The 25136-nt window shown below is 63.1% G+C and carries 21 protein-coding genes and 1 pseudogene; 12 read left to right on the top strand and 10 right to left on the bottom strand.

The features are described 5' to 3' along the window. Window positions 1–97 precede the first annotated feature (97 nt). Window positions 98–370, bottom strand: a pseudogene (locus MTP16_RS10150) (Txe/YoeB family addiction module toxin). Continuing rightward, window positions 363–581 carry a hypothetical protein gene (locus tag MTP16_RS10145; RefSeq protein WP_196294583.1) on the bottom strand — a complete coding sequence of 73 codons (219 nt, stop codon included), beginning with the start codon at window positions 579–581 and terminating at the stop codon, window positions 363–365. The pseudogene MTP16_RS10150 and the gene MTP16_RS10145 overlap by 8 nt, the downstream one beginning before the upstream one ends. Before the next feature lie 479 nt (window positions 582–1060). Here MTP16_RS10145 and MTP16_RS10140 point away from each other — a divergent pair, with 479 nt between their 5' ends. Together MTP16_RS10140 and MTP16_RS10135 are read left to right on the top strand one after the other, a co-directional pair. Continuing rightward, window positions 1061–3049 carry a T9SS type B sorting domain-containing protein gene (locus MTP16_RS10140; protein ID WP_243519264.1) on the top strand — a complete coding sequence of 663 codons (1989 nt, stop codon included), beginning with the start codon at window positions 1061–1063 and terminating at the stop codon, window positions 3047–3049. 282 nt (window positions 3050–3331) lie between these two features. Further along, complete coding sequence (locus MTP16_RS10135; protein ID WP_243519261.1) at window positions 3332–5332, top strand: T9SS type B sorting domain-containing protein; 2001 nt, start codon at window positions 3332–3334, stop codon at window positions 5330–5332. Window positions 5333–5389: 57 nt separating this feature from the next. On the opposite strand, the gene MTP16_RS10130 is transcribed toward MTP16_RS10135, so the two are convergent. Both MTP16_RS10130 and MTP16_RS10125 read right to left on the bottom strand, forming a co-directional pair. After that, window positions 5390–6109, bottom strand: a complete 720-nt coding sequence (locus tag MTP16_RS10130; RefSeq protein ID WP_243519258.1) for a DoxX family protein — start codon at window positions 6107–6109, stop codon at window positions 5390–5392. A gap of 69 nt (window positions 6110–6178) precedes the next feature. Continuing rightward, window positions 6179–6745: a hypothetical protein gene (locus tag MTP16_RS10125; protein ID WP_243519255.1), complete on the bottom strand. Its 567-nt coding sequence runs from the start codon at window positions 6743–6745 to the stop codon at window positions 6179–6181. A 519-nt stretch (window positions 6746–7264) separates the two neighbouring features. On the opposite strand from MTP16_RS10125, the gene MTP16_RS10120 reads away from it, so the two are divergent. The 6 genes from MTP16_RS10120 to MTP16_RS10095 all read left to right on the top strand — a co-directional run bounded on the left by MTP16_RS10120 (window position 7265) and on the right by MTP16_RS10095 (window position 11988). Further along, window positions 7265–7924, top strand: coding sequence for a T9SS type A sorting domain-containing protein (locus tag MTP16_RS10120; protein ID WP_243519254.1), 660 nt, complete (start codon window positions 7265–7267; stop codon window positions 7922–7924). A gap of 180 nt (window positions 7925–8104) precedes the next feature. Next, window positions 8105–9028 (top strand): pirin family protein, encoded by a 924-nt coding sequence (locus MTP16_RS10115; RefSeq protein ID WP_243519235.1) that lies wholly within the window; start codon window positions 8105–8107, stop codon window positions 9026–9028. Window positions 9029–9192: 164 nt separating this feature from the next. Further along, the gene (locus MTP16_RS10110) at window positions 9193–10788 is read left to right on the top strand and encodes a protein adenylyltransferase SelO (protein WP_243519231.1); all 1596 of its coding nucleotides are present in this window, start codon (window positions 9193–9195) and stop codon (window positions 10786–10788) included. 101 nt (window positions 10789–10889) lie between these two features. Further along, the gene (locus MTP16_RS10105) at window positions 10890–11288 is read left to right on the top strand and encodes a hypothetical protein (RefSeq protein ID WP_243519228.1); all 399 of its coding nucleotides are present in this window, start codon (window positions 10890–10892) and stop codon (window positions 11286–11288) included. Then, window positions 11288–11509, top strand: coding sequence for a hypothetical protein (locus tag MTP16_RS10100; RefSeq protein WP_243519226.1), 222 nt, complete (start codon window positions 11288–11290; stop codon window positions 11507–11509). The genes MTP16_RS10105 and MTP16_RS10100 overlap by 1 nt, the downstream gene beginning before the upstream one ends. Further along, a complete protein-coding gene (locus MTP16_RS10095; RefSeq protein ID WP_243519223.1) occupies window positions 11506–11988 on the top strand; it encodes a DUF2243 domain-containing protein in 483 nt (160 codons plus the stop codon). Before MTP16_RS10100 ends, MTP16_RS10095 begins: the two co-directional genes overlap by 4 nt. Here the strand turns inward: MTP16_RS10095 and MTP16_RS10090 are convergent. Together MTP16_RS10090 and MTP16_RS10085 are read right to left on the bottom strand one after the other, a co-directional pair. Further along, entirely contained in the window at window positions 11944–12558 is a 615-nt protein-coding gene (locus MTP16_RS10090) for a class I SAM-dependent methyltransferase (RefSeq protein WP_243519220.1), read from the bottom strand. The two genes, MTP16_RS10095 and MTP16_RS10090, sit on opposite strands and share 45 nt — an antisense overlap. Window positions 12559–12736: 178 nt before the next feature. Beyond that, window positions 12737–14866 (bottom strand): prolyl oligopeptidase family serine peptidase, encoded by a 2130-nt coding sequence (locus tag MTP16_RS10085; RefSeq protein WP_243519217.1) that lies wholly within the window; start codon window positions 14864–14866, stop codon window positions 12737–12739. 143 nt (window positions 14867–15009) lie between these two features. Here MTP16_RS10085 and MTP16_RS10080 point away from each other — a divergent pair, with 143 nt between their 5' ends. Next, the gene (locus MTP16_RS10080) at window positions 15010–16470 is read left to right on the top strand and encodes a hypothetical protein (protein WP_243519214.1); all 1461 of its coding nucleotides are present in this window, start codon (window positions 15010–15012) and stop codon (window positions 16468–16470) included. A gap of 91 nt (window positions 16471–16561) precedes the next feature. Then, window positions 16562–17728 carry a hypothetical protein gene (locus tag MTP16_RS10075; RefSeq protein WP_243519211.1) on the top strand — a complete coding sequence of 389 codons (1167 nt, stop codon included), beginning with the start codon at window positions 16562–16564 and terminating at the stop codon, window positions 17726–17728. A 75-nt stretch (window positions 17729–17803) separates the two neighbouring features. On the opposite strand, the gene MTP16_RS10070 is transcribed toward MTP16_RS10075, so the two are convergent. From MTP16_RS10070 to MTP16_RS10060, 3 genes are all read right to left on the bottom strand, one after another. Then, window positions 17804–19144 (bottom strand): PQQ-dependent sugar dehydrogenase, encoded by a 1341-nt coding sequence (locus tag MTP16_RS10070; protein ID WP_243519207.1) that lies wholly within the window; start codon window positions 19142–19144, stop codon window positions 17804–17806. A gap of 115 nt (window positions 19145–19259) precedes the next feature. After that, a complete protein-coding gene (locus MTP16_RS10065; protein ID WP_243519206.1) occupies window positions 19260–19664 on the bottom strand; it encodes an NUDIX hydrolase in 405 nt (134 codons plus the stop codon). Window positions 19665–19737: 73 nt separating this feature from the next. Further along, complete coding sequence (locus MTP16_RS10060; RefSeq protein WP_243519203.1) at window positions 19738–22197, bottom strand: prolyl oligopeptidase family serine peptidase; 2460 nt, start codon at window positions 22195–22197, stop codon at window positions 19738–19740. 125 nt (window positions 22198–22322) lie between these two features. On the opposite strand from MTP16_RS10060, the gene MTP16_RS10055 reads away from it, so the two are divergent. Together MTP16_RS10055 and MTP16_RS10050 are read left to right on the top strand one after the other, a co-directional pair. Further along, window positions 22323–23069 carry a DUF72 domain-containing protein gene (locus MTP16_RS10055; RefSeq protein WP_243519184.1) on the top strand — a complete coding sequence of 249 codons (747 nt, stop codon included), beginning with the start codon at window positions 22323–22325 and terminating at the stop codon, window positions 23067–23069. A 32-nt stretch (window positions 23070–23101) separates the two neighbouring features. Beyond that, window positions 23102–23821 carry a DUF72 domain-containing protein gene (locus MTP16_RS10050; RefSeq protein ID WP_243519181.1) on the top strand — a complete coding sequence of 240 codons (720 nt, stop codon included), beginning with the start codon at window positions 23102–23104 and terminating at the stop codon, window positions 23819–23821. A gap of 149 nt (window positions 23822–23970) precedes the next feature. Here the strand turns inward: MTP16_RS10050 and MTP16_RS10045 are convergent, their stop codons facing one another. After that, window positions 23971–25050, bottom strand: a complete 1080-nt coding sequence (locus tag MTP16_RS10045) for an NAD(P)-dependent alcohol dehydrogenase (protein WP_317244102.1) — start codon at window positions 25048–25050, stop codon at window positions 23971–23973. Window positions 25051–25136: the final 86 nt, after the last annotated feature.

The raw sequence follows: 25136 nt of genomic DNA, 5'->3' as shown, positions 1-25136 counted from the left end.
CCTCAGTTTCTTCAGCGGCGGGGGAAGCGGGTGGGGGTGTTGGAGCCGTTGGAGAGAAGCTGTGGTATCGTTCCGGCGGCGGGGGCGGCGGGCGAGGTCATTTGTCGCCGTAGTGTTCACCGCACTGGGCGATGCGCAGGCTGTCGCCTTCGGCTTTGTAAATCAACCGGTGCTCCTGCGTGATGCGACGCGACTAGTAACCCTTGTAGGCGTTGCCTTTCAAGGGCTCCGGCTTGCCCGTACCGGCGAAAGGGGTGCGGGCGCACTCACGCAGCAGCGTGTTGATTTTTGCCAGAATCTTGGCGTCGGTGCGCTGCCAATAGAGGTACTGCTCCCACGCTTCGGGCGCCCAGCAGAGCGTTCTATTCATTATCAATCAGGTCGTGCACTTCGCCCTGCCCCTTTTCGAGCCGTTCGATGGCCGCCAGCACGCGGGCATGATTGGCGGGGTTGCTTTCCAGGTGCTGCGTGGCATCCATCGTTTTGGAGCGTATGGGCCGTGCTTTCATGTAGGGCAAGCTATGCAGCAACTCCATTACAAAGGCAGCTTTTTCGTCAGGGAATTCGAGGGCGACTTTCATGCTATCCAAAACTACGAAATTCCCGCTTAGTTCCTGACGCCTGCTTGCCGCTACCTCAGAAGCTCCTGTTTCTTCAGCGGCGGGGCAGCGGGCGGGGGGGCGTTGGGGCTGTTGGAGAGAAGCTGTGGTATCGTTCTGGCGGCGCGGGCAGCGGGCGGGGGTGGCATCTGGCAGCTCCTATAGAAGCACCTGTTTCCTCAGCAGCTTCCGCGCGGGCCGGGGGTGCGTCTGAGGTGCGGTGGGCCGTAGGACGCCGCAGGCAGACCTTGCGGCTGCAGTACCGCTGGCGTTGCAAAGGCAGCCGCGGTGCCATAACTTGCTCTGCGAGTCGTTAATTATGAGGCAAATGGCCGTAAAATGGGAAGGCAAACCAGGGCCAGAGATTTTTTGCTCATGGGCCACTGCCACTTTTTAACTACCCACTCCTCACATGAGCCCGCAGCACTGCCACACCTTTCCCGTTATTGAACTCATCCATTATGACTAGATTGTTACGCAAGACCAGGATTTTGCTGCTATGCTGGCTTGGGGTCGTGTGGTCGGCAGCAGCCAACCACTTGATGGGCGGCGAGCTGACTTACCGCTACCTTGATGCAGCAGGCACACGTGACGCGCCTTTTCGCTACCGTTTCACTGCCAGCATTTATTACGACAATATAAACCTGCCCGGCGGCGACCCCTACGTCCCCATTACTATTTTTTCGAAAGCCCCCGGCCGGCCGATGCTGTCGAGACTGGTGGTGACGCGCACCAGCCTGGAGGCGCTTTCCCAGTCGGCCACGGGGTGCACACCGCAGTCACCCGGGGTCACCTTGGGGCAGTATGTGGTGACAGTGGCGCTGCCGGCCGTTGCCGAGGGCTACGAGGCCGTTCTAGTCGTCAATAATCGTTCGACGATGCTTACGAACCTGAGAGCGCCGGACTTGCAGTCGATGAGTGTGGCCGTGGACGTTGCGCCACCGTCGCTGCCCAATTCCTCGCCCGTCTTTTCGGACCGCGCGGCTATCGAAATCTGCCTTGGTGACACGAGCACCGTCCTCAACAACGCCTACGACGCCGACGGCGACCGGCTCAGCTACCGCTTTGGCACCCCTACCGCCCCCGTAAACAATATGGCCGCCAGTCCCGTGGTTTACGCACCGGGCTATAGCGCGGCTGCTCCCTTCGGAGCCGCTGGCTACGTCGGCATTGACGCCCGCACGGGGCTGGCGCGCTACTACGGCCGCACCCAGGGAGCCTTTTTGCTGGCCGTGGATGTAAGCGAGTACCGCATCGTTAATGGGCGGGAAATACTGCTGGGCACTATGCGGCGCGACATCCAGGTTTTTGTGCGGGTGTGTGGGGGGCCGGTCAATCAGCCGCCGGTTTTCACAGTGGCGCCGGCCCAGCGCAACTTCCAGGTAGTACCCGGGCAGGTATTGAATGTTGACATTACGGCCACCGACCCTGAAGGGCAACCGCTGGACATGACCGTGAGCAGCGTGCTACTCGACGGCCCAGGCGCCATTGCAGCCACCGTGAACGGCCAGCCCGGCAATGGCAGCAGCACCAATCCGGTGGGCCGGGTGCAGGTGGCTGGCACGGCCACGGTCACCGGCCGTTTTCAGTTCGCGGCCACTTGCGCGCAGGCCCGGCCAGAGCCTTACGACGTGATTGTGACGGCGAGTGACGAGCCGTGCAGCCGCAAAACCATCGCCACGGCATTTCAAATCACCGTGGTGGCGCCGCCGGCGGGGCTGGTTCGCATTGTGGGCGACTCTACCGTTTGCGCCGAAAGCACCAGGAGCTACACCGCGGTTGGAACGGCCTTTGGCAGCTATCAGTGGACGGCGGAAGGTGGCCAGATTCAGGGCCCTGCCACGGGGCGCACCGTGCTGGTGCAGTGGGCGGGCAGCAGCGGGGCCGTATCAGTGCGCGGCGCTACTGGCACCGGCTGCTTTAGCGCCCCGGCCTACCTGCCGGTCGCCGTGGTGACGGGCCCCGTGGTGACGGGCCCCGCCGTGTATTGCCGGGCGGCCAGCACCGGCCTGCGCTACCAGGTAAACGGACCAGCGGCGCGCTATCAGTGGAGCATCAGCGGCGGCACCGTCGTGAGCGGGCAAGGGACTAACGAAGTAGTGGTGGACGTAGCGCCCGGCGCGGCGGCGACGTTGCGCGTGGTTGACCCAAGCTTCCCAACCTGCCCGGGCACCACCTTCCCGATTGGCCTTGATGACACCTGCCTGGCCTTCTTCAACATCATTACGCCTAACGGCGATGGGCAGAACGACAAATTCATCATCGAGAATGTGGAGCGCCACCCCAATACACGGTTGAGTATTTACAACCGCTGGGGCCGGCAAGTCTATTATTCTGCCGATTACCACAACACCTACGGCGGCGAAAGCACCGGCGCCGGCATGTACTATTACCATTGCCAATTGGCCGACGGCACCACCTACAAAGGGTGGTTTGAAATTGTACAATGAAGGCGCTTCAGCAATGGACGAGGCTCGTCCTATCCATGCCTGTTCGTCATTGTTGTCGAAAAAACTTTGGTGGTTCTGGTAGCTAGCCAAGTAAAATGGTTTGGTTTACCCGCAGCTGCGCCAGAAAATACGCGTCGTGCGATACCACCAGCCGGGTGCCGCGGGGTGGCCCGCCACAGGCGCCTTACCGCAAGGCCGCGCAGGCGCGAGGCAAGGTACGCGTATTAAGTATTTGGGGGTAGGAGTATATTGAAGCCGTATTCCACATCCTACCCATCTGCAATGTTTTACTTATACCTGCGCACGGTTCTCCTGCTAATTTTTGGATTGGGCGCGGGGCTGCATTCGGCCACGGCCAACCACCTGGCGGGCGGCGAGCTGACGTACCGCTACCTCGACGCAACGGGCCCCGCAGACCGGCCTTTTCGCTACGAAATCACGGCGAGCGTCTACTACGACCAAAGCTCGCTGCCCAGCGGCGACCCCAACATTCCCCTGAGCTTTATTTCGAAAACCGACCGGTCGCTGCTCTTCACCATACCGCTGCTGCGCACCACCAACGAATACCTGCCCCAGCTGGGGGTGCCCGGGTGCATTCAGCAGCAGCAACCCGACATCACGCTGGCGCGGTACGTAACCACGGTGAACCTGCCAGCTGTGGCCGAGGGCTACACGGCCGTCACCATTGTGCGGGCGCGCTCCATCTCGGTCAGCAATATTCAGGACCCGATATCGCAGGGCATGGCGCTGTTTATGGATATGACGCCGGGCGGACTGCCCAACTCCTCCCCTGTTTTTTCGGACCGGGCCGTGGCACAGATTTGCTTCGGCGACACCAGCCTCGAGCTCAACAACGCCTACGACGCCGACGGCGACCGGCTAAGTTACCGCCTGGCCACCCCCGCGGGCAACTTCAACAACAGCCTGACCCTTAGCCCGGTGGTGTATGCCTCGGGCTACGCGGCTACGGCTCCATTCGGGCCCACCGGGTTTGTGGCCCTTGATGCGCGCACGGGTCTGGCCCGTTACCGCTCTCTCACGCAGGGCGCCTTTCTGCTGGCCGTGGACGTGAGCGAGTACCGCTACCTAAACGGCCGGGAAGTGCTGCTGGGCACGGTGCGGCGCGACATTCAGGTGGTTGTCCGGATGTGCACGGGCCCGGCTAACCAAGCCCCAGGCTTTGCCGCAACGCCGGCGCAACGCGACTACCAGATAACCCAGGGCCAAACCCTAAGCCTGCCCATCCGCGCCACCGACCCTGAGGGGCAGTCCCTTACCCTCGCCGTGAGCAGCGTGTTGCTCGACGGCGCAGGCCCCATTCAGGCCAGCGTGAACGGCCTGCCCGGCGACGGCAGCAGCACCAACGCCGTGGGCCGCGTGCAGGTGGCCGGCACGGGCACCGTCACGGCCAACTTCCAGCTGCAGAGCAGCTGCGCGCTGGCGCGCCCCGAACCCTACGACGTCATTGCCACCGCGACCGACGATGCCTGCAACCGCAAGTCCGCGGCTACGGTGTTCCGCGTCACGGTGCTGCAGCCCCCCAGCGTGGTGCGCGTGGTGGGCGACTCGGTGGTTTGCGCCACTGGCGTAGCGCGCTACACGGCCGTGGGGCCGCCCCAGGCCAGCTACCAGTGGGCAGTGGAAGGCGGCCAAGTGGTGGGCGGGGCAACGGGGCAAACGCTGCAGGTGCAATGGGGTCGCCTGGGCGGCGTGGGCACGGTATCAGTGCGCAGCTCGCTGGGGGCGGGCTGTTTCACAGCGTCGGGCGCCATGGTAGTGGCCATCGAGCCTGGGCTGGCCGTGAGTGGCCCCGCGGTGTATTGCCGCAAGGCCAGTACCGGCCTGCGCTACCAGGTGAGTGGCCCCGCCAGAGCCTATGCCTGGAGCATCAGCGGCGGCACCATTGCAAGCGGCCAAGGCACCAACGAAGTAGTCGTTGACGTGATTCCGGGGGCCACGGCCAGCCTGCGCGTGGTTTCTCCCCTGTTTCCGGGCTGCGCGGGCACCGCCGTCCAAATCAGCCCGGACAACACCTGCCTGGCTTTCTACAACGTCATCACCCCCAACGGCGATGGCCAGAATGACGTGTTCACCGTGGAAAACGTGGAGCGCTACCCCCACACCGACCTGACCGTTTACAACCGCTGGGGCCGGCAAGTGTACCATTCGGCAAACTACGGCAACACGTATGGCGGGGAAGGCGCCAGCGCCGGCGTGTACTACTACCGCTGCCAGCTGGCCAATGGCACCGCCTACAAAGGCTGGTTTGAGATAGTGCGCTAAGCCAGTGGCTGCGCAGCTTGTTCAATGCCCCATGGCCTGGCGCCGACGCGGCGAAACTTAACGGGCGTCGTCGGGGGCTTTGCGGTAGGCGTCGAGGGCTTGGTCGAGTGGCTGGCCCTGTTGGTGAATGCAGTCGCAAAACGCGGCGCCGGCCTCGGTCCGGCGAGTGCCTTTGAATTGCGACCGGCAATCGGCCAGCGTATTGCGCGGCATCACGTCAAACAAGCGGGTCAGCAGTACTACGAGCGCCACCAGGGCCACCGACCCGGCAAAGAAGGCTTTGGGAAATTTCTGGCTGATGCGCTCCGGCACGGCCAATGCTACGGCTGCGGGCGGAGGGCTGAAGGGCAGCAGGTATTTCAGCCGGTCGTAGTACCAGCAAAGCAGAAACACATTGGCTACCACCATCAACGGCGAAGTGAGGAGCGAACCCTCAAACCGCACCGCCAACGACAGGATGCAAATATTGAGGATAATGGGGAAGTACAGCACCGCTCCCAGCACGGCCGTGCCCGGAATGAGCAGCAAAACGGCCGCTGTCATCTGGGCAATGCCGATGTAGGTGTAGTAGTAGCCGGTGTGCGACAGGGCTTCGAGGTAATGCCCCATGGGTTGATTGTCGGACAGGGAAGTGAACCGCTCCCCCATTATTTTCACGAACCCCGACGGCAGAAACCCCGCCGCCAGCGCCACCCGGCAGAACGTCGCAAAATACCGCAGCCAGCGGTTGTGCGTGGCCTGCGCGTGCAGGCGGTCGAGCGTAGCTAAAAAGGACATGAGGGTCAAAAACGAGGCGCGGGGCCGGTGGCCGCACCGTGGGCACGGCCCGCGCCAACGCTTTTTCAGTTAAGCCAATTGGTGGTTTGTGCTCGCGCCGGCGCGCCGAAACAGCAGCCCGGCCACCACCCAAAGGGCGGCAAAAACGCCATTCGCGACCAGCACATTCAGCAGGTGCACCGAGGGCTCGGCGGCCGCGCCGGTGGGTTTCCACACAAACAGCGCAATGGCCGTGACCAGCACGTAGGTGAGGCCCGCCCCAAACATGGCCCGCGACATGCCCACCGGCCGGAAACGTGCCCCGAAAGCGCCGATGAGCGCCACCGCAAGCACCCCGCCGTAGAGCAGGTTGGCCGGGTTGTCTTCGCTGCCCACCAGGCCCACGGCCAGGTTGGCCCACACCAGCAGCAGCCCCGCCGCCACTGCCACGCCCACGCCCAGCCGGTACGCGGTGTTGTGCCACTTCCGCGCGATGAGCACAAACGTGAGGCCGGCGCCAAACAGCAGGCCGCCCGCTACTATAAAGTCGAACGCCGACCAATTCACTCCCGTGTCGAATTGCATGGCTACCAACGGAATCAGGAGGAGAAGCGTTACCACGAGCGCCAAGCGCGTGATGCTTTGCAGAATAGTCATGAGAATAGGGGTTTGAGGTGAAAGAATTTTGAAAACCGTAGGAAACAGGTAGCGCCAATGGCCAACCTCCATGGCCGGCGCCTGGTAGCGCGCCCAACAGGGAAGGCCCTGCAAGACAGCGTTGACGATGACAATGCAAAGAAAGCAAAAGAACTTTGTATCGCAAAGTTTGTTTTTATTTTTCGGATGCCACTCCTATTCCACTTAGGAAACCAGCCCCCTATTACGCATCCGCCAAATGCTGCCCCATGGCCTAAACCCGCTAAAAAGGCGTTGGCTTGCTAAACCGCAGGCAGCATGGGAATAGCAAGCCTGGCCGCGCCAACTGCAGCGCGGCCCACTTCCCCATTTATTGCCATTAAAAACTCCGCTGCGACGCGGCAGCCTGGTCTGGGCGGCGCGCTAATGAGCAAACGTTTTTTCTTGTAAATAATGCATTCAGATTGGTGAATAACCGGCAAAAGCGTTTTAATTTTGGGGTATAATCTCTTAACCACCATTTTTCAAAATCCCACAATCATGCAAAACTTTACTCTTAAGTTGAGCTTTTTGCTCGCCTTCTTCTTCTCGGCTGCGGCAGCGATGGCGCAAACGATTACCACCGTCGGTATCATCGGCTCGGCTACGCCCATTACGGCCACCAACCCCACCGGCTGGGACGCCTCAACGCCAATGACCCGCACCACCGCGACCGGCAACGACTGGACCATTACCCTGAACCTGACTGCGGGCGAAGTAAAATTTCGCGCCGACAACGCCTGGACGGTGAACTGGGGCGCCAACACGTTCCCCACCGGCACGGGCACGCAAGGCGGCCCCAACATTCCCATCACCACCGCTGGCCGCTACACCGTGCGCTTCAACAGCTCGACGGGTGCCTACCAGTTCTCGGTGGCCGCTGCCGCTAAAAACAGCAACGACGCCGTGCTGAAACTCGCCATTGCCCCCAACCCGGCCAGCGGCACCGCCAACGTGAACTACACCCTCCCCACCGCCGGCACGGCCACCCTCACGCTGCAAAACACGCTGGGCCAGACGGTGCGCCAGTTTGCCCCGGTTCGCCAGGGTGTGGGCGCCCAGGGCCAGGCCCTGCCGCTGACCGGCATCGCCGCCGGCCTGTACCTGCTGCGCCTGGAAACCGCCGACGTGGCCCAAACCACGCGCTTGGTGGTAGAATAACCTTCTGCCTGCCAGCAATTGCTCCGACGCGGGCACGAGCCATTGGCTTGTGCCCGCGTTTTTTTTATGGGCCATGATGGGGCAGCCTCAGCCTCTTCGATAGCGAAGCAGCCCATTTCTGACTATTTTTCCCGGCCGGAAGGCGCCATTTATTTCCGCCCCCAATAGTCAATCCATCCCATGCTCGACCTTGTTATCGACGCCCGTCCGGCCGCCATCATGCCCGGGTTTGCGGTGCAGCGCATCCTCCCCTACCGCCTGCGGCGCATGCTGGGCCCGTTCATCTTCATGGACCACGCCGGCCCGGTGAACGTGGCCCCCGCTCAGATGCACAGCCTCGACGTGCTGCCGCACCCGCACATCGGCCTGAGCACGGTGAGCTACCTGTTTGGCGGGCAGGTGACGCACCGCGACAGCCTGGGCGTGGAGCAGGTCATTCGGCCCGGCGAGGTGAACTGGATGACGGCCGGCTCGGGCATTGCCCACTCCGAGCGGTTTGAGGACCCAGCCGCGCTGGCCGGCGGCGCCCTGGAGATGATTCAAACCTGGGTGGCCCTGCCCGAAGCCGACGAGGAGCAGGCGCCCACCTTCGCCAACTACCAGCCGCAGGAGCTGCCCATTTTCACCGATACGGGCGTGTGGATGCGGCTGATTGCGGGCGACGCTTTTGGGCTGAAAAACGGCGTTAAAACCCATTCACCGCTGTTTTACCTGCACGTGGTGCTGGAGGCGGGTGGGCGCTTCGGCCTGCCGCGCGGCTACCCCGAGCGCGGCGCGTACGTGGCCAAAGGCCGCGTGGAAGTGAACGGCCGCGTGTACACGCCCGGCCAGCTGCTGGTGTTCACGCCCGGCCTCGACCCGGTGCTGGTGGCTCAGGAGCCGAGCACGCTGATGCTGCTGGGCGGCGAGCCGCTGGGCGAGCGGTTTATCTGGTGGAACTTCGTGTCGTCGCGCCGCGAGCGGATAGAGCAGGCCAAAGCCGACTGGAAAGCAGGCCGCATTGTGCTGCCGCCCAACGACAACGCCGAATTTGTGCCCCTGCCCGACGACCGCACGCGGCCAGCCGGCACGGGCGGCTCGCCCGCGCCGCAGGCGCTGTCTTAATCCCTCTTTCGCAGCGTCTTGATGGCCAAGCATCAGCGGCAGTAGCGCCTTGTGTAGCTAAGCTCAGCCGAAACAAGCGGGCCGCCGGGCCGTTTGGAGATGGCCCGTCCGCGCACCGTTGGTGGTGTGGCGTGATGGTTCCGTCACCCAAAATCCGTGCTGCCATGAGTGGTTCATCCCTAGAACAAGTCCCGTTTGAAAACCCGTTTGTTGAGGAGCTGCGGGGCGAAATCTCCGGCAACAAAGGCTCGCGGCAGGTGCCCGGCTACTGCTACTCCTTGGTGCAGCCTACGCCGGTGCGAGCCCCGCGCCTGTTGGCCTGGGCCGATGAGTTGGGCGAGTACCTGGGCATAGCCAGGCCGGCCGAGCAAGGCCCGGCGGTGGATGCCCTGGCCGGCAACCTCGTCACGGCTAGCATGAAGCCGTTTGCGGCGCGCTACGGCGGGCACCAGTTCGGCAACTGGGCAGGGCAGCTGGGCGACGGCCGCGCTATCTCGCTGGGCCAGGTGCGGGCGGTGGACGGCTCGCCTTGGGAGATTCAGCTGAAAGGCGCGGGGCCTACCCCCTACTCGCGCCGGGCCGACGGGCGGGCGGTGCTGCGTTCGTCGTTGCGGGAGTTTGTGTGCAGCGAGGCCATGCACGCCCTGGGGGTGCCCACCACGCGCGCGCTCAGCCTGGTGGCGACCGGCGATGCGGTGGTGCGCGACATGTTTTACAACGGCAACCCGCAGGAAGAGCCGGGCGCCATTGTGGCGCGGGTGGCGCCCACGTTCATTCGCTTCGGCAATTTCCAGATAATGGCGGCGCTGGGCGAAATCGACAACCTGCGCGCCCGGGCCGACTACACCCTGCGCCACCACTACCCCGAGCTGGGCGCACCCGGGCCCGACGCCTACGTGCGCTGGTTTGAGGAAGTGGCCCGGCGCACGGCCGTGATGGTGGCGCACTGGATGAGCGTAGGCTTCGTGCACGGCGTGATGAACACCGACAACATGTCCATTCTGGGCATCACCATCGACTACGGCCCCTACGGCTGGGTGGAGCCCTACGACCCCGACTGGACGCCCAACACCACCGACTTCGGCTCGCGCCGCTACGCTTTCGGCCAGCAGCCCCGCGTGGCCATGTGGAACCTCATGGCCCTGGCCCAGGCGCTGGGCCCACTGCTGCCCGATGCTCAGCTGCTGCGCAACGGCCTCGATGTGTACGCCAATACGCTGGCCGATACACAGCACGAGCTGATGCTGCGCAAGCTGGGCCTCACTGCTCAATTCCCTGACGAGGACCGCGCCCTGACGGAGGAGCTGCCCCAGGCATTGTCGGAGCCGGAAATGGACATGACGTGGTTTTTCCGGCAGCTTTCGCACCTAGCGCCCGCTTTGGTGGCGGCGTCGGGTAATGAGGATGCGCTGTTTGCGGAATTGATTGCGAAAGCGGCCTATTCCGTAGCGCCCGACGAGGACCGGAACCTGCTGAAATGGCTGCATCGCTACGCCGCCCGGCTGCGACAGGAAACAGCCAGCGCTGATGCCATTAGAGCAGGTATGCTGGCCGCCAATCCGAAGTATGTGCTGCGCAATTACCTCGCCCAACAAGCCGCCCAAGCAGCCGAGGCCGGGGACTTGTCGGTACTGGAACGGCTGATGCACGTGCTCAAAACGCCGTTTGATGAGCACCCCGAACACGAGGCCCTGGCAGCGAAGCGCCCCGACTGGGCCCGCGACAAGCCCGGCGCGGCTACGCTCTCGTGCAGCTCTTAGCCAAACGAACGGCAAAAATAAAAATGACCTCTACGGCTCAGTTTGCCAGCAACGGAGCTGTTTTCGACACGTAGGACAGGAAAGCTTCACCCTGCCCTGCTATGAAACCGACTGCTTCAACCGTACAAACGCGCGGCGCCACCGACCTGATTTCGCCCCGCGCCCATGCCATTATTGACCGCCTTTGCCTGCCCCTCATGCTGGGCATGGCGGCTTGGGCGTTTCGGCGCAGCAAGCCCGCGGGAGCTATTATCCTGGTGAATGCGCTGGGTGAGGGCATGGTGGGCAACGTCACCCGGTTTCCGACGGGGCTGTGGCCACTCCTCAGCTTCCGCCAGCACGTGCGCATTGGGCAAGTGGGCGGGCCAGTGTTTCTGGCTCTCAGCCTGCTGCTGCCGCGGCGGCCCAAGGCAGAGAAGTATGCGGCCATTTTCTGGGGCGTGGTGCCCATTGTGCTCAATGGCCTGAGCGATATCAACAGCCCCGAAGCCAACGCCTGATGCGAACCTGGCTTTTTCTGCTCTCGCTGCTGCTACTGGCTGGGTCGGCCGCGCGGGCCTGCGCCGTGTGCCGGCCCAAGGTGCAGGCCGGCATTTACAACGCGGCCTACTCGGCCAACCTGCTGCTGGTGCTGCTGCCCGTGGCCTTGCTGCTGGCGCTCGGACTGGCGTTGTTTTTTGCCAAATCCATTCGATTTCCCTTTTTCCAGCGCCGCGCATGATGCCTGCCAATGCCCGTTTCACCCGGACACCGCTGCTGGCGGCGGGCCTGCTGCTGGGCGCGGGCCTGGGCGGCTTCGTCGACGGCATTGTGCTGCACCAGATATTACAGTGGCACAACTTATTATCAGCCCAACTGCCGCCCGACACGCTGGTGCGCGCCAAGGTGAATATGTACTGGGACGGGGTGTTCCACGCGGCCGTGTGGGTGCTCACGGCCGTGGGACTGGGGCTGCTGTGGGCCGCCACCGGCCGCCCCGACGTGCCGCACTCGGGCCGCACGCTGCTCGGCGCCCTGCTGCTGGGCTGGGGCGCGTTCAACGTGGTGGAAGGCATCATCGACCACGAGTTGCTGGGCTTGCACCACGTGTACGAATACACCGCCAACCATCTGCCCGCCGACCTGGCGTTTCTGGGCTTCGGAGCGGTGCTGGTGCTAGCGGGTGGCGCCCTCATCCGCAGCGGCCGCGTGCGGCACTGATGCCGGTGCCTCTGGGGTGGGCGCGTACACCAGCACGTGCGCCGGGGGCAGGTTCAGGAGCACGTGGGCGTGGTCGAGCGGCTGGAAGAATCGCTCGAACAGCTTGCGGTTTTGCAGCGAATACTGGAAGAGGATGAGTTGGCCAGCGGGCAAGAGCAGCTGCCGGGTGTGTTCCAGAATGCGCCAGCCCTGCCGCCGGGGCAAGGACGAAAACGGCAGCCCGCACACCACATAATCAGCCGGCGGCGCGCCAATGGCGGCTAAGTAATCCGCCGTTTTATCGGCCGAGCCGTGCACCACGTGTACGTTGGGCTGGCTGGAATACCGCGCCCGCAGCAACTGGCAAAACCGCCGGTTCACCTCCACCAGAACCACCACGGTTTCGGCCCGGCGGCGCCCGATGATGACGTCGGTGAACACGCCCGTGCCGGGGCCATACTCCACAATGCACCGGGCCGTGGCAAAATCGATGGGCGCCATCACCTTTTCCGTCAGCTCCCGCGAGCTGGGTATTAGGGAGCCCACCGTGGCCGGGTTGCGAAAAAACTCTTGTATGAATGAGGAATCCATGGCCGTGCTTTGGGCGCGTGGCAGAGTGGCCGTTACGCTATTTAATGGGCCTATTACGCATTGCCCAAGCTCATAAGTTGGCTTGAAAACACAAAAGGCAGGCCTTCCAATCGGAAAGCCTGCCTTCTAAAATCAGTCGCACCCAACGCATTCCGTTGAGGCGCAACGCCCGCCAAACCTAGTTGTTCTGGTAAGGCGTCAGGTTCATGTTTTGGAACATGAAGGCCCATTTATCGGTCTGCTCGCCGATAACCTGGGCGGTGGAGCGGCCCGCGCCGTGGCCGGCCTTGGTTTCGATGCGGATGAGCACCGGCGCGGGGCCCTGCTGGGAATCCTGCAGGCGCTGGCCGAACTTGAAGGAGTGCGCGGGCACCACCCGGTCGTCGTGGTCGGCGGTGGTCACCATCGTGGCCGGGTAGCTGGCCGGCTTGATGGCGTGGTAGGGCGAGTACTTGTAGAGGTACTGGAACATCTCGGGCGAGTCCTGGGCGGTGCCGTAGTCGTAGGCCCAGCCTGCCCCGGCCGTGAACTGGTTGTAGCGCAGCATGTCCATCACGCCCACGGCGGGGAACGCCACACGGCACAGGTCGGGGCGCTGCGTCATGGTGGCGCCCACCAGCAGGCCGCCGTTCGAGCCGCCCGCGATGGCGAGGTGGTCGGTGTCGGTGTACTTGTTGGCTTTCAGGTACTCGGCGGCGGCAATGAAATCGTCGAACACGTTCTGTTTCTGTAGCTTGGTGCCGGCCAGGTGCCACTTTTCGCCGTACTCGCCGCCGCCGCGCAGGTTGGCCACGGCGTAGATGCCGCCGTTTTCGAGCAGCACGATGTTGGAGGTGCTGAAGGCGGGCGTCAGGCTGCTGTTGAAGCCGCCATAGGCGTAAAGCAGCGTGGGGTTTTTGCCGTTCAGAGCGGTGCCTTTCTTGTAGGTAATAATCATGGGCACGCGGGTGCCGTCCTTCGAATTGTAGAACACCTGCTTCGACTCAAACTTGCTGGGGTCGAACTGCACGCCGGCCTTCTTAAATACGGTCGATTTGCCGGTGGCAATGTCGTATTTGAAGATGGTGGGCGGGTAGATGTAGGATGTGAAGGTGTAGTAGGTTTCCTTCTCCTCCTTCTTGGTGCCGAAGCCGCCGGCTGTGCCCACCGAGGGCAAGGTGATGCTCCGCTCCTTCTTGCCGCTCATGTCGTACTGCTCGATGAGCGAGGTGGCGTCCTTGAGGTAGTTGGCGAAGATTTTACCGCCGTCGGTGCTGGCGTTTAGCACATTCTGGGTCTCGGGAATGAGGTCTTTCCAGTTGGCAGGCTTGGGGTTTGCGGCGTCCACGGTCACCACGCGGTTGTTGGGCGCGTTGTAGTTGGTTTCGAGATAGAGCTTGCTGCCCACGTTGTCGAGCACGTTCACGTTGCTCTTCTCGTTGTCGACCACCTGCACGATGGCGCTGGCCGGCTTGCTCAAATCCTGAATGTAGAGTTCGTTGCCGGTGGTGGTGTTGGCCGCCGTGATGACCAGGAACCGCTCGTCTTCGGTAAGGCTGGCGCCGATGTAGCGGCGGGGCGTTTTCTCACCGCCGAACACCAGCTTGTCGCTGCTCTGCGGCGTGTTCAGCTTGTGGTAGTAGAGCTTGTGAATCTGGGTTTTGCCTGCCAGCTGGCTGCCGGCCTTGGGCTTATCGTAGGAGCTGTAGTAGAAGCCGTCGTTGCCCTTCCAGGCCAGGCCCGAAAACTTCACGTCCTTCAGCGTGTCGCCCACCAGGGCCTTGTTGGCCGTGTTCAGCACGATGACCTTGCGCCAGTCGGAGCCGCCCTCCGAAATCTGGTAGGCGGCCAGGCTGCCGTCTTTGGTGAAGTTGATGCCGGCCAGCGAGGTAGTACCGTCCTTCGAGAATTTATTGGGGTCGAGGAATACCTCGGGCGCGCCCGTGGCGCCCAGCTGCCGGTACAGCACCGACTGGCTTTGCAGGCCGGTGTTCTTACTGAAATACGTGTACTTGCCTTCCTTGAAGGGCGCGCCGTACTTCTCGTAGTTCCACAGCGTTTCCAGGCGCTTGCGGATGGTTTCGCGGAAGGGAATCTGGCTGAGGTAGCCCTGCGTCACCTTGTTTTCGTCCTGCACCCAGCTTTTGGTATCGGGCGCCTGGTCGTTTTCGAGCCAGCGGTAGGGGTCGGCCACCTTGGTGCCGAAGTAGGTCGTGACGGTATCAACCGTGCGGGGCTTCGGATAGGGCAGCGTTTTAATTGGCGTTTGGGCGTGGGCGGCGGTGCCGGCCAGCACGGCCGCCAGGGAGGCATAGTGCAGTGGTTTCATGGGAACAAAGTGAGCGTGAGGACTGGCCGGGTCAACAAGACGCCGGCCCCGTGCCGTAATTTGGCACCGAAAACTAACAATTTCCGTCCATCCGCTCCTTCCTCGCTCTGCTTTCGCGCTTTTGGACTCGCTACGGGCGGCTTGTGCTGCTGGCGTTTCTGCTCGGCGACCTAGCCTTTTCCTTCTGGCAGTACTTCCAGTTTCCGCTCGATGGCGATATGGCGCCCATTGTGGGGCCGGACAATAACTACGCCTCCGTACTGCACGACCCGTTTGGCCTGCGGGCCTTGCTGCACCACGAGGTATACGCGGCCACCAACCGGTTTTTCGCCCATTTTTGTCAACTCGAATACTTCCGGCACGTCCCGCTTTGGCTCCAGGCGTTTCTGTCGCCAGTCGACAGCCTTTACACGGCTTGTGCGCTGTTGCGGCTGGCTTGCCACACACTGCTGGTATACGGGCTGGCCGCGGCCGTGAGCAACCGCAACCACGTGCTGAACCAGCGCTTCCTGCTGGCCGCCGCGCTGGTCACGCCCCTGCTCCAGGCCTCGGGCTTCTACGGCCAGATGGGCGTGGTGGACCAGTCCATCAGCTACGCCTGCGCCTACGCTCTGCCGCAGAGCCTGCTGCTGCTGTTTTTTCTGCCGTTTCTGCAGGCGGCTTTGCACGGCGCGCCCCCACGGGTATCGGCGCTGGGCTACCTGAGTTTGGCGGCGCTGGCGGTGGTGCTGGCCTTCAATGGGCCCACGGTGGCGGCCACGGCGCTGCTGGTGTGCCCGGCGGCCGTGCTGGCGCTTGGGTACCGGCGCTTTGCGGCGCAGCCCCGGTCCCTGGCCTTGGGGCAGCGGGTGGCCCGGGCGGTGCGGGCCTTGCCAACCGGCCAAACGGCGCTTTTTGCCTGGCTGGCCCTACTAAGCTTGTATTCGGTGTACATCGGGCGCTTCAACTCGGAAAACCTCTGGGCCCCGCTGCCGCTGGCCGAGCGCTACGTCCGGCTACCGCTGGGCGTGGTGTATCAAATCATTGGCCAGGAGGCTGTGACGGGTGATTACCGGCTGGCCGGGCGCTTCGGCCTGCCGCTGCTGCTCACGTTCCTGTTCGTTAACGCCTGGTTTATCAGCCAGCGGCTGCCCGCCACACAGGGCCGGCGCGTGCGGGTGGCGTTGCGCTGGCTGGGCCTTTTCGCGCTGGTTTACCTGCTGCTACTGCCGCTGGGAGGCTACCGCGAGTACCGGCATTACATCGTGCGGCGCGATACCGTGCTGCCCGTTCTCATCGCCTTGCTGGGCGGCTTTGCCCTGAGCACCAATTTTTTGCTGGGGCAGCTGCGCGGCGCGGCCCGCTGGCGCTACATCGGGGCGGTGGTGGTACTGCTGGTCGTTTTCACCATTGCCGACAAGCACCGCCTCTCCAACACCAACGCCTGCGAGCGGCAGCTGTTTGCCCAGCTGGCCGCCGCGCCCGGGCCCATTGTGCGCCTGCCCGCCACTTGCTCCATGATTGACTGGCAGCCCCTCACCGACTACCGGCAGTCGGAGCTCAAGGGCCAGTTGCTGGCCTACTGGGGCATTATCAACGAACCCAAATTATATTACCAGCAATAACAGCCGGCCACCAGCCTCGACTAACGCTACCGGCATATCAGCCGCGGCCGGTGTTACTTTGTTGCCTCAAATGCTCGACTGTTTCTGCCTGATGCGTGCCTGTGTTGTTGCTGCCGGATTGCTGCTGCTACTGGCTGGCTGCGACCAAAACACCGCCAGCCTGCAAGAAACGGCCACGCATACCCGGCGCCCGGTTTTGGCAACCCAAACGGCACCCCGGGCGACGGCCCCGGCCAATGCGGGCCATCCCTACCTGCGCCTGCCCGGCATCGGCGATTCCATTCAGGCGTCGCCCCTGGTGCGCATCAACAACACCCCCTACCGCGTGCAGGCAGCGGCCCGCACCGACAGCGCCCGGCCCCTGCGCCACATCCTCCCGCCCGACCCCGCCGCCGACTCGCCCGCCGCCGACACCGTGACGGGTTTCGAGGGCTACTACACGTTTCGTCTGCTGCGGGCCGACGGCACAACCCAGTTTGTGCGGCAGCTGAAAAAAACAAGCTTTTCCGCCGCCGTGAGCCCCGATTTGGCCGTGGAGGCCGAAACCACGCCTCCCATCTTCTCGGGCTATCTGCCGGCGTTTAAGGCCCTGGCGTTTGAAATCAACTTCTACCCGCCCGAAAGCGACGCCGGCGGCCAGGCCCTGCTGCTGCTCGACGCTGCCACGGGCAAGGTGCGGCACCAAGCCCTGGCCCGCTGGACGGGCGGCTGCAACTCCAATTCGGTGCTCGCGGCCGACGGGCGCACGCTGCTCACCAGCTGCGAGCTGCTGCAAGCCAACGGCCACGTCACCAACCTCGAAAAGCCCGGCCGCGAGGTGGCCGGCACCCTGCTGGTGAACAACCAAACGGCCCTGGTGGTATACGCCGCCGGTTACAACAAGCACGGCGAAGAAGTACCCCTGCGCGGCCCCAACGCCCAGCTGCTAACCACCGATGGGCACGTGCTGAAATCCTTCTACCTCTACAGCATCGACGGGGGCCTGGGCAACCACATGCTCAGCACCTACCTGCCCCGCACCCGCGCGCACTATCTCTACGACGAAACCTACGACCGCCTGGCCGTGGTGCCGCGCGACCAGCCCACCCAACTGCGCGTGCTGAAGCTGCGCCAGCTCCCCCGGTTTCGCAAGCCACAGCGGCCCACCGAAATCCGGTTTGCCTTCGAAACGGAATCGGGTACGCGGGCTACATTTTACGTCGATGCCAGCAGCGGGCAAGTGCGCTACCAGTTGCGCAAGCCCGTGTATCCAGATTGATTTGAAATAGGAATGAAATGCAAAAAGGGTCTGCATCGGTTGATGCAGACCCTTTTTCTTTACCGAAATCACTTGTTACTTCGTTGCGCTCACGCGCCAGATACGGTCGGCCGCGTCGTCGGCCACCAGCAGGGAGCCGTCGGGCAGGGTGGTCACGCCCACAGGGCGGCCGTAAGCGGTGTTGGAGTCGCCACCGGCTAGGAAGCCGGTCAGGAACGGTTCGGGTTTGCCGGGCTTGCCATTCTTGAAGGGCACAAACGTGACCTTGTAGCCCGAGTACTGCGAGCGGTTCCAGGAGCCGTGCTCGCCTATGAAGGCGCCGTTGCGGTAGCGGGCCGGGAAGGCGTCTTTGTCGTAGAACGTGAGGCCCAAGGCCGCCACGTGGGCGCCCAGCGGCACGTCAGGCACCAGGGTTTTGCTCACCAGGTCGGGGCGCTCGTTTTTGCGGCGGGGGTCTTCGGTGGGGCCGTAGTAGGCGTAGGGCCAGCCGTAGAAGCCGCCTTGCTGCACGCTGGTGAAGTAGTCGGGCACCAGCTCATCGCCCAGCTCGTCGCGCTCATTCACTACGGCCCAAAGCTTCTGGGTGCCGGGCTGCCATTGCAGGCCAATGGGGTTGCGCAGGCCGCTGGCGTAGATTTTCTCGCCGGTGCCGTCAGGGTTGATTTCAAGAATGTTGGCTCGACGCACTTCTTCGGCCGAGCCGTGCTCCTGCACGTTCGAGGCCGAGCCCACCGTCACGTAGATTTTGGAGTTGTCGGCGTTAGCCAGCAGGTTGCGGGTCCAGTGGTTGTTGTAGCCGCCCTTGGGCAGGTCGAGGATGCGCTGGCCCGAGCCGGTAATTTTGGTGGAGCCGGGCTGGTAGGGAAAGCGCAGCACACCGTCGGTGTTGGCCACGTAGAAGTTATTGCCGATGATGAGCATGCCGAAGGGCTGGCTCAGGCCCTCAAGGAAGGTGGTGCGCACGTCAGGCTTGCCGTCTTTATTCGTGTCGCGCAACAGCGTGATGCGGTTGGCGCTTTCGTCGCGCAACGAGCGAGACTTGTCCAGCTTCAGCTCGGCGGCCACCTTTTTGGTCATGGTCGTCGGGATGGTGTTGGCCTCGGCCACCAGCACGTCGCCGTTGGGCGCCACATACATCCAGCGCGGGCTCTGAAACTTGCCCGCGTATTCGGCCACGGTGAAGCCTGCCGGCGCGGTGGGCGTGCGGCCGGCGGGCCAGGGCTCGATGTCGACGCGGTGCGTGACGGATTTCGTGACGTAGGGCGCGGGCAGATGCACCGAGTCGGCCGCGGGCGTTTCCACGGTTTGAGCCGGGGTGGTGGCCTGGGCTTCTTGTTTTTCTTCTTTGCTGGGGCCGCCGCAGGCCGCCAGCAGACCTAGGCCGGCCAGCAGCCAGCGGGAATTAGTTAATGTCATAAAATGAGGAAATGAATAAGCGCACAAGGCCCGCCGAATAAGCAGCAGGCCCTTGACTTTACTTCCCCAACCAGAATTAGTTGCGCCTAAGCTTAGCCTTGCGCCGACCCTCGCCTCAATCAGCCAATAAATTCTGCGCCCGCAACCAATCAAAAATCAGCTGGTCGACGGCCGATACCTCGGCCCGGTGCCGGTAGCGCAGCCACACTACTTCGGCAATTTCGGCCGCCGGTTGCAGTTGCCCCGTGTGGCGGGCGTAGTAGCACGTCATGCGCACGAGCACGCCGGCGGGGTGGCCGTGAGCGGGGGCTTCCCAGGTGCCGGCCGGTTCCAAGCTGGCGGGGTCGAGGGCTACAGTCAGTTCCTCGCGGATTTCGCGCAGCAGCGTCTGGGCGTCGGTTTCGCCGGGCTCGCGCTTCCCGCCGGGGAAATAATACCGGTCTTTGCCGTGGCTGCGGGTGCTCAGTACTTCGCCGTCGCGCAGGTGCAGCCAAGCTATTTTGTCGATAACAGCGGACATGGTTGGGAGCGTTAACGCAAAACGTCCTGCTGCACTTATCGCAGCAGGACGTTCTTTCAATTGGGAAACAGTCTTAGTTGGCCTGCGGGGCGGGCGCTTTCACGTACTTATCCAGCCAGGTATTCATCTCCCAGAGCATGTGCAGCAGGTTTTCGCGGGCTGCATAGCTGTGGGCCTCGGCGGGCAGCACCACGTAGCGGGCGGTAGCGCCCTGGCCCTTCAGGGCCGCGTAGTACCGCTCGCTCTGGATGGGGAAGGTGCCCGAATTGTTGTCGGCCTCGCCGTGGATGAGCAGAATGGGCGTCTTGATTTTGTCGGCGTAGTTGAACGGTGACATGGCGTTGTACACCTCCGGCGCCTGCCAGAACGTGCGCTCCTCGCCCTGGAAGCCGAAGGGCGTGAGCGTGCGGTTGTAGGCGCCGCTGCGCGCGATGCCGGCCTTGAACAGGTTGGAGTGCGAGAGCAGGTTGGCCGTCATGAAGGCGCCGTAGCTGTGGCCCATCACGCCCACCTTGTTGGCGTCGACCACGCCCAGGCGGGCGCCCTCGTCGATGGCCGCTTTCGCGCTGCTTACCAGCTGCTCGGTGTAGGTGTCGTTGGGCTCTTTGCTACCCTCCCCGACTATTGGAATGCTGGCGTTGGCCAGCACGGCGTAGCCCTGCGTCACCCAAAACACGGGCGAGGCCCAGCTCAGCCGCGTGAAGGTGTAGGGCGAGCCGCTCACCTGCCCGGCGTTGCTCTTGTCCTTGAATTCCACGGGGTAAGCCTCCATCAGCGTGGGCAGCGGGCCGTCGGTCTTCTTGTAGTTCTGGGGTAAATACAGGTCGGCCGTGAGGTCGACGCCATCGGCGCGCTTGTAGTGCAGCACCTGCTTTTTAAAGCTGCCGCCGAAGGCCGCGTAGGGGTTCGGGAATTTGGTGATGGCCGTGAGCTTATCCTTTTTGGTGGCGTCGCGCAGGTAGTAGTTCGGGTTTTGGGTCAGCGACTCGCGGCGCGTGAGCAGCGTGCGCTTCTTGCCGCTGGCATCGAGAATGGCCACTGGGATTTCATAAGTCGGCGCTTCGGAGCGCCACCAGCGGGTGGTCTTCTTCGAAGCCAAATCCAGCTCGTCCACGAAGGGCCGGTCGCCTTCAGGCGAGGCACCCTGGCCCAGCAGGTAGATGCTCTGGCCAGCGGGGCCGCCCGTGAGCAACACGTACTTGCCCTGGGCGTTGCGGTGCTCGTAGGGCGTGCCGGGGTTCTTGTAGGTGTCCTGCTCCGAGCCGTCGAACAGCACGCGGAGCGGGCCGGCGGGTGCGCTGGGGTTGAGCTGCCAAGTGGTTTGGTGGCGGTCGGCCCAGCGGTAGCCTTCGGCCAGGGCCAGCTGGTCGTTGCCCCAGGTGAGGCCCCCAAAGCGCATGGGCAGGGCCACCAGCACCTGTGCCGGCCCGGTGAAGGGCGCCGTGAGGGTGTACACTTTGTCGCGGATGTCGGCCTTCACTTTCGGGTCGCCGCCATCCTGGGCTTCGGCGTAGGCAATGGTGGCGGGCACGTCGGCGCGCCAGGCGTGGCCGCGCGGGCCGGTGGGCACAGCATCGAAGTTGGTGGGGACGTTGTCGGCCAGGGGCAGGTCGGCCACGGTTTTCAGCACGGCGCCGCTGCTCAGGTCGAGCACGTCGAGGCGTTGCGGAAAGCTGCTGATGGGCAGCAGGTAGGAATAGGGCCGGTGGCGCGTGCGCACCAGCACGTATTGGCCACTCGGCGAGGGCGAGGCGGTTTGGATGACGCCGGGCTGGCCCAGGGGCTGAGCGGCGCCGTCGGCCAGGCTCACCTTCACCAGCTGCGAGGTGGCGTAGTAATCGAACAGCCGCTCATCGGCCGGGTTTTTAAGCAAGTCCTGGTAGGTGCGGGCGCCCGACTTTTTGCCGCCGCCGCTTTCCTGCACGGCCGGGCCGGTGGGCGCGGTGTCGGCGGCGGGCGCGGCACCGCGGCCGGCGGGCACGGTGCGGGCCAGCAGGGTTTTGCTGTCGGCCACCCACTCAAAGGAGTTGCCGAAAGCATCGTTTAGCGGCTGGGCCAGTAGGCGGCGCGCAGTGGCACTGGCCACGTCTAGCACCCACAGCTCCACTTTGCCGTCGGCGCCGGAGCCAGGTGTGGTGAGGGCGAAGGCCATGGTCCGGTTGTCGGGCGACCAGCTGGGGCTACTGATGCGGGCCTGCGCAGGTAGGCCTTTTACATCGGTTTCGGGGCCGTTGGGTAGCTTTTTCAGCTTGATGCCCACGGCGTAGCTCACCCGGCTGGGGCCATTGGTGCGGGGATTGAAGCGCAGGCCGGCCAGGCGCAGCTCGGGCTGGGCCAGCTCGGCTACGGTGGGGAAGTCCTGCACTTGCAGCAGGGCCACGGTCTGTCCGTCGGAAGCCAGGCTCAGGCGCGGCGTGGGCGGCGCCAGCAACAGGTCCTGAATGGCCTTGGGCGGCGTTTTGTATTGAAATTCCTGGGCCTGAGACACGGCAGCGGCAAGCAGAAAGGTGGCGGAAAGCAGTAGTTTTTTCATACGCAGGAATGAAAAAGAAAATCGAACGGCAACCCGCCGCCTGCGAAAGGTAGCACCTGCGGCCTTCAGTCGCACACTTGCTGGCCTGCGTAGAAGCCTACCCTCGCTGCTCCTCCCCTTCCGCGATGAAACCTGCTTATTACATCGGCTGCTCCGGCTTTTCCTTCCGCGACTGGAAGGGCGTTTTCTACCCCGAAGGCCTGCCGCCGCGCAAGTGGTTTGCATACTACTGCACCCAGTTCAACACCCTGGAGCTGAACGTGACCTTCTACCGCATACCCGAGCTCAAGGCCTTCGAAACCTGGTACGCCCAAAGTCCGGCCGGCTTCCGCTTTGCCGTGAAGGCGCCGCGCCAGGTCACGCACTACAAGAAATTCAACGCCGAGGCCCAGCCCATTCTGGCCGATTTCTACGGCACGGTGGTCGAGGGCTTGAAAGAGAAACTTGGCCCCGTGCTGTTCCAGTTGCCACCCAAAGCCGCCTATACCGAGGAGCTGCTCCAACGCCTGCTTGACAGCCTCGACCCGGCTTTCCAGAACGTGGTGGAGTTCCGCCACCCCAGCTGGTGGGATGGGGAGGTGCAGCGCACGCTGGCCCGCCACGGCGTGGCCTTCGTGGGCCAGAGCTACCCGCTGCCGCTGGAGCTGCCCGATGAAGTTGTTGCCAACACCAGCACCATTTACTACCGCTTCCACGGCGTACCGGAGCTGTACAAGTCGTCCTACAACCCGGAGTTTCTGGCCCGCGTGGCCGAAGAAGTCAAGACCGCCGAAAACGTGCGCCAGGTGTACCTGTTTTTCAACAACGGCATCAGGGCCGTGGGCGTCGAAAATGCGCGCCAGATGCAGCAACTGCTGCAAGCTCAGCTTTAACCCCGCGGCCGGGGCCCGCGTTTGCACGAGCTATGGCTACTTTTCATATCGGCTGCTCGGGCTACCACTACCGCCACTGGCGCGGGCGTTTCTACCCCGAAAAGATGCCCATGCGGCTGTGGTTCGACTACTACAGCCAGCACTTTCGCACCTTGGAGCTGAATGTGACGTTCTACCGCTTCCCGCAGCTTTCTTTCCTCGAAAACTGGTACCGGCAGAGCCCAGAGGGTTTCCGCTTTGCGGTGAAGGCGCCCAAGCTCATCACGCACTACAAGCAGTTTCACAACGTGCAGCAGCTGCTGGCCGACTTCTACGACACCACCGGGCGCGGCCTGCTCGAAAAGTTGGGCCCCATCCTTTTCCAGCTGCCGCCCCGCATGAGCTACGAGCCCGACCGCCTCGCCCGCATCCTCGACAGCCTCGACCCCAGCTTCCAGAACGTGCTCGAATTCCGCCACCCCAGCTGGTGGCAGCCGGCGGTGTACGAGGAGCTGGCGCGTCGCCAAGTCATCTTTTGCGGCCAAAGCCACCCCCAGCTGCCCGATGCCGTGGTGGCCACTGCGCCCACGCTCTACTACCGCTTCCACGGCGTGCCCGACCTCTACCGCTCGCCCTACGACGAAGGATTTTTGCGCCGCGTGCGGGATGAATTGAACACCCAGCCGTGCGTGCAGGAGGCGTACCTCTACTTCAACAATGATATCGACGCCTCAGCCATTGGCAACGCCCAGCAGATGCTGGGGATGGTGTGATGGGTGGTTAATTAAATGACATAAACCACAAAAAGAACGTCATACTGAGCGTAGTCGAAGCATCTCTACTGTGGGAGTAAATAATTCTTCAGCGGTAGAGATGCTTCGGCTACGCTCAGCATGACGTTCCGATTTTTAACGAGGCTGGCCTATTGCTTCTCCTTCAGCGAAGCCATATCAATTACATAGCGGAAGCGTACTTCCTCGTCCATCATTTTGTCGAAAGCCTTGTTGATGTCCTGCATATCAATCATTTCTACCTCGGGCAGGATGTTGTGCTGGGCGCAAAATTCCAGCACTTCCTGCGTCTCGGCGATGCTGCCGATAATGGAGCCGGCCACCGAGCGGCGGTGCATGGCCACTTCCTGGTTGTTGAGCGGAGCTTTGTAGGGCCCCAACAGGCCTACGGTTGTGATGACGCCGTCGCGCTTGGCCAGCGTCACGTAGTCGTTCACTTCGAAGGCGTCGGGGATGGTGATGAGGATGAAGTCATACTTCAACTCGTGCGCCTTCATGGCGGCTGCGTCGCTCGAAATCAAGACTTCGTGGGCGCCCAGGCGCTCGGCGTCGGCCTGTTTTTCCTTGTCGCGGGTGATGGCCGTGACGGTGGCGCCCAGTGCCCGGGCCAGCTGCACGCCCATGTGGCCCAGCCCGCCAATGCCCACCACGGCCACGCTGCTGCCGGGGCCTACGTTCCAGTGTTTCAGGGGCGAATACGTAGTGATGCCGGCGCACAGAATGGGCGCGGCAGCCTTGATGTCCAGCGCATCGGGAATGCGCAGCACGAAGGATTCCTTCACCGTAATGTTGGTCGAATAGCCGCCGAAGGTGTTGAAATCCTTGTTCTGCGGCTTCATGTAGCCGTTGTAGGTAGCTGTCCAGCTCACGGGGCCTTCGCAGTAGTTTTCTTCTTTTTCCCGGCAGCTGGGGCAGGTGCCGCAGGAATCAATCATGCAGCCCACGCCCACGATGTCACCCACCCGGAACTTGGTGACGGCACTGCCCGCTTCAATGACGCGGCCCACGATTTCGTGGCCCGGCACGCAGGGGTAAATGGTGTTGTGCCAGTCGTTTTTCACCTGGTGCAGGTCGGAGTGGCACACGCCGCAGTAGAGAATGTCGATGTGCACTTCGTCGGCCTTGGGCGCTTGGCGCTCAATCTCCATCTCGGAGAGACCGTTGAAAATAGAATCGCTGGCGCCGTAGGCTTTGGTTTTGAACGCTGTCATGTGCTTTGAGGAAAGAAGGATAGAAGTGGAAAATGATGTGCTTCTCTCAACGGCTTTTTTGGGCCGCGGTTAGCGTTTCCTTCCGT

This window comes from Hymenobacter monticola (assembly GCF_022811645.1).
GTDB classification, from domain to species: domain Bacteria; phylum Bacteroidota; class Bacteroidia; order Cytophagales; family Hymenobacteraceae; genus Hymenobacter; species Hymenobacter monticola.
Note: the sequence above shows the minus strand (reverse complement) of the source record. Positions and strands in the feature narration are given on the sequence as shown.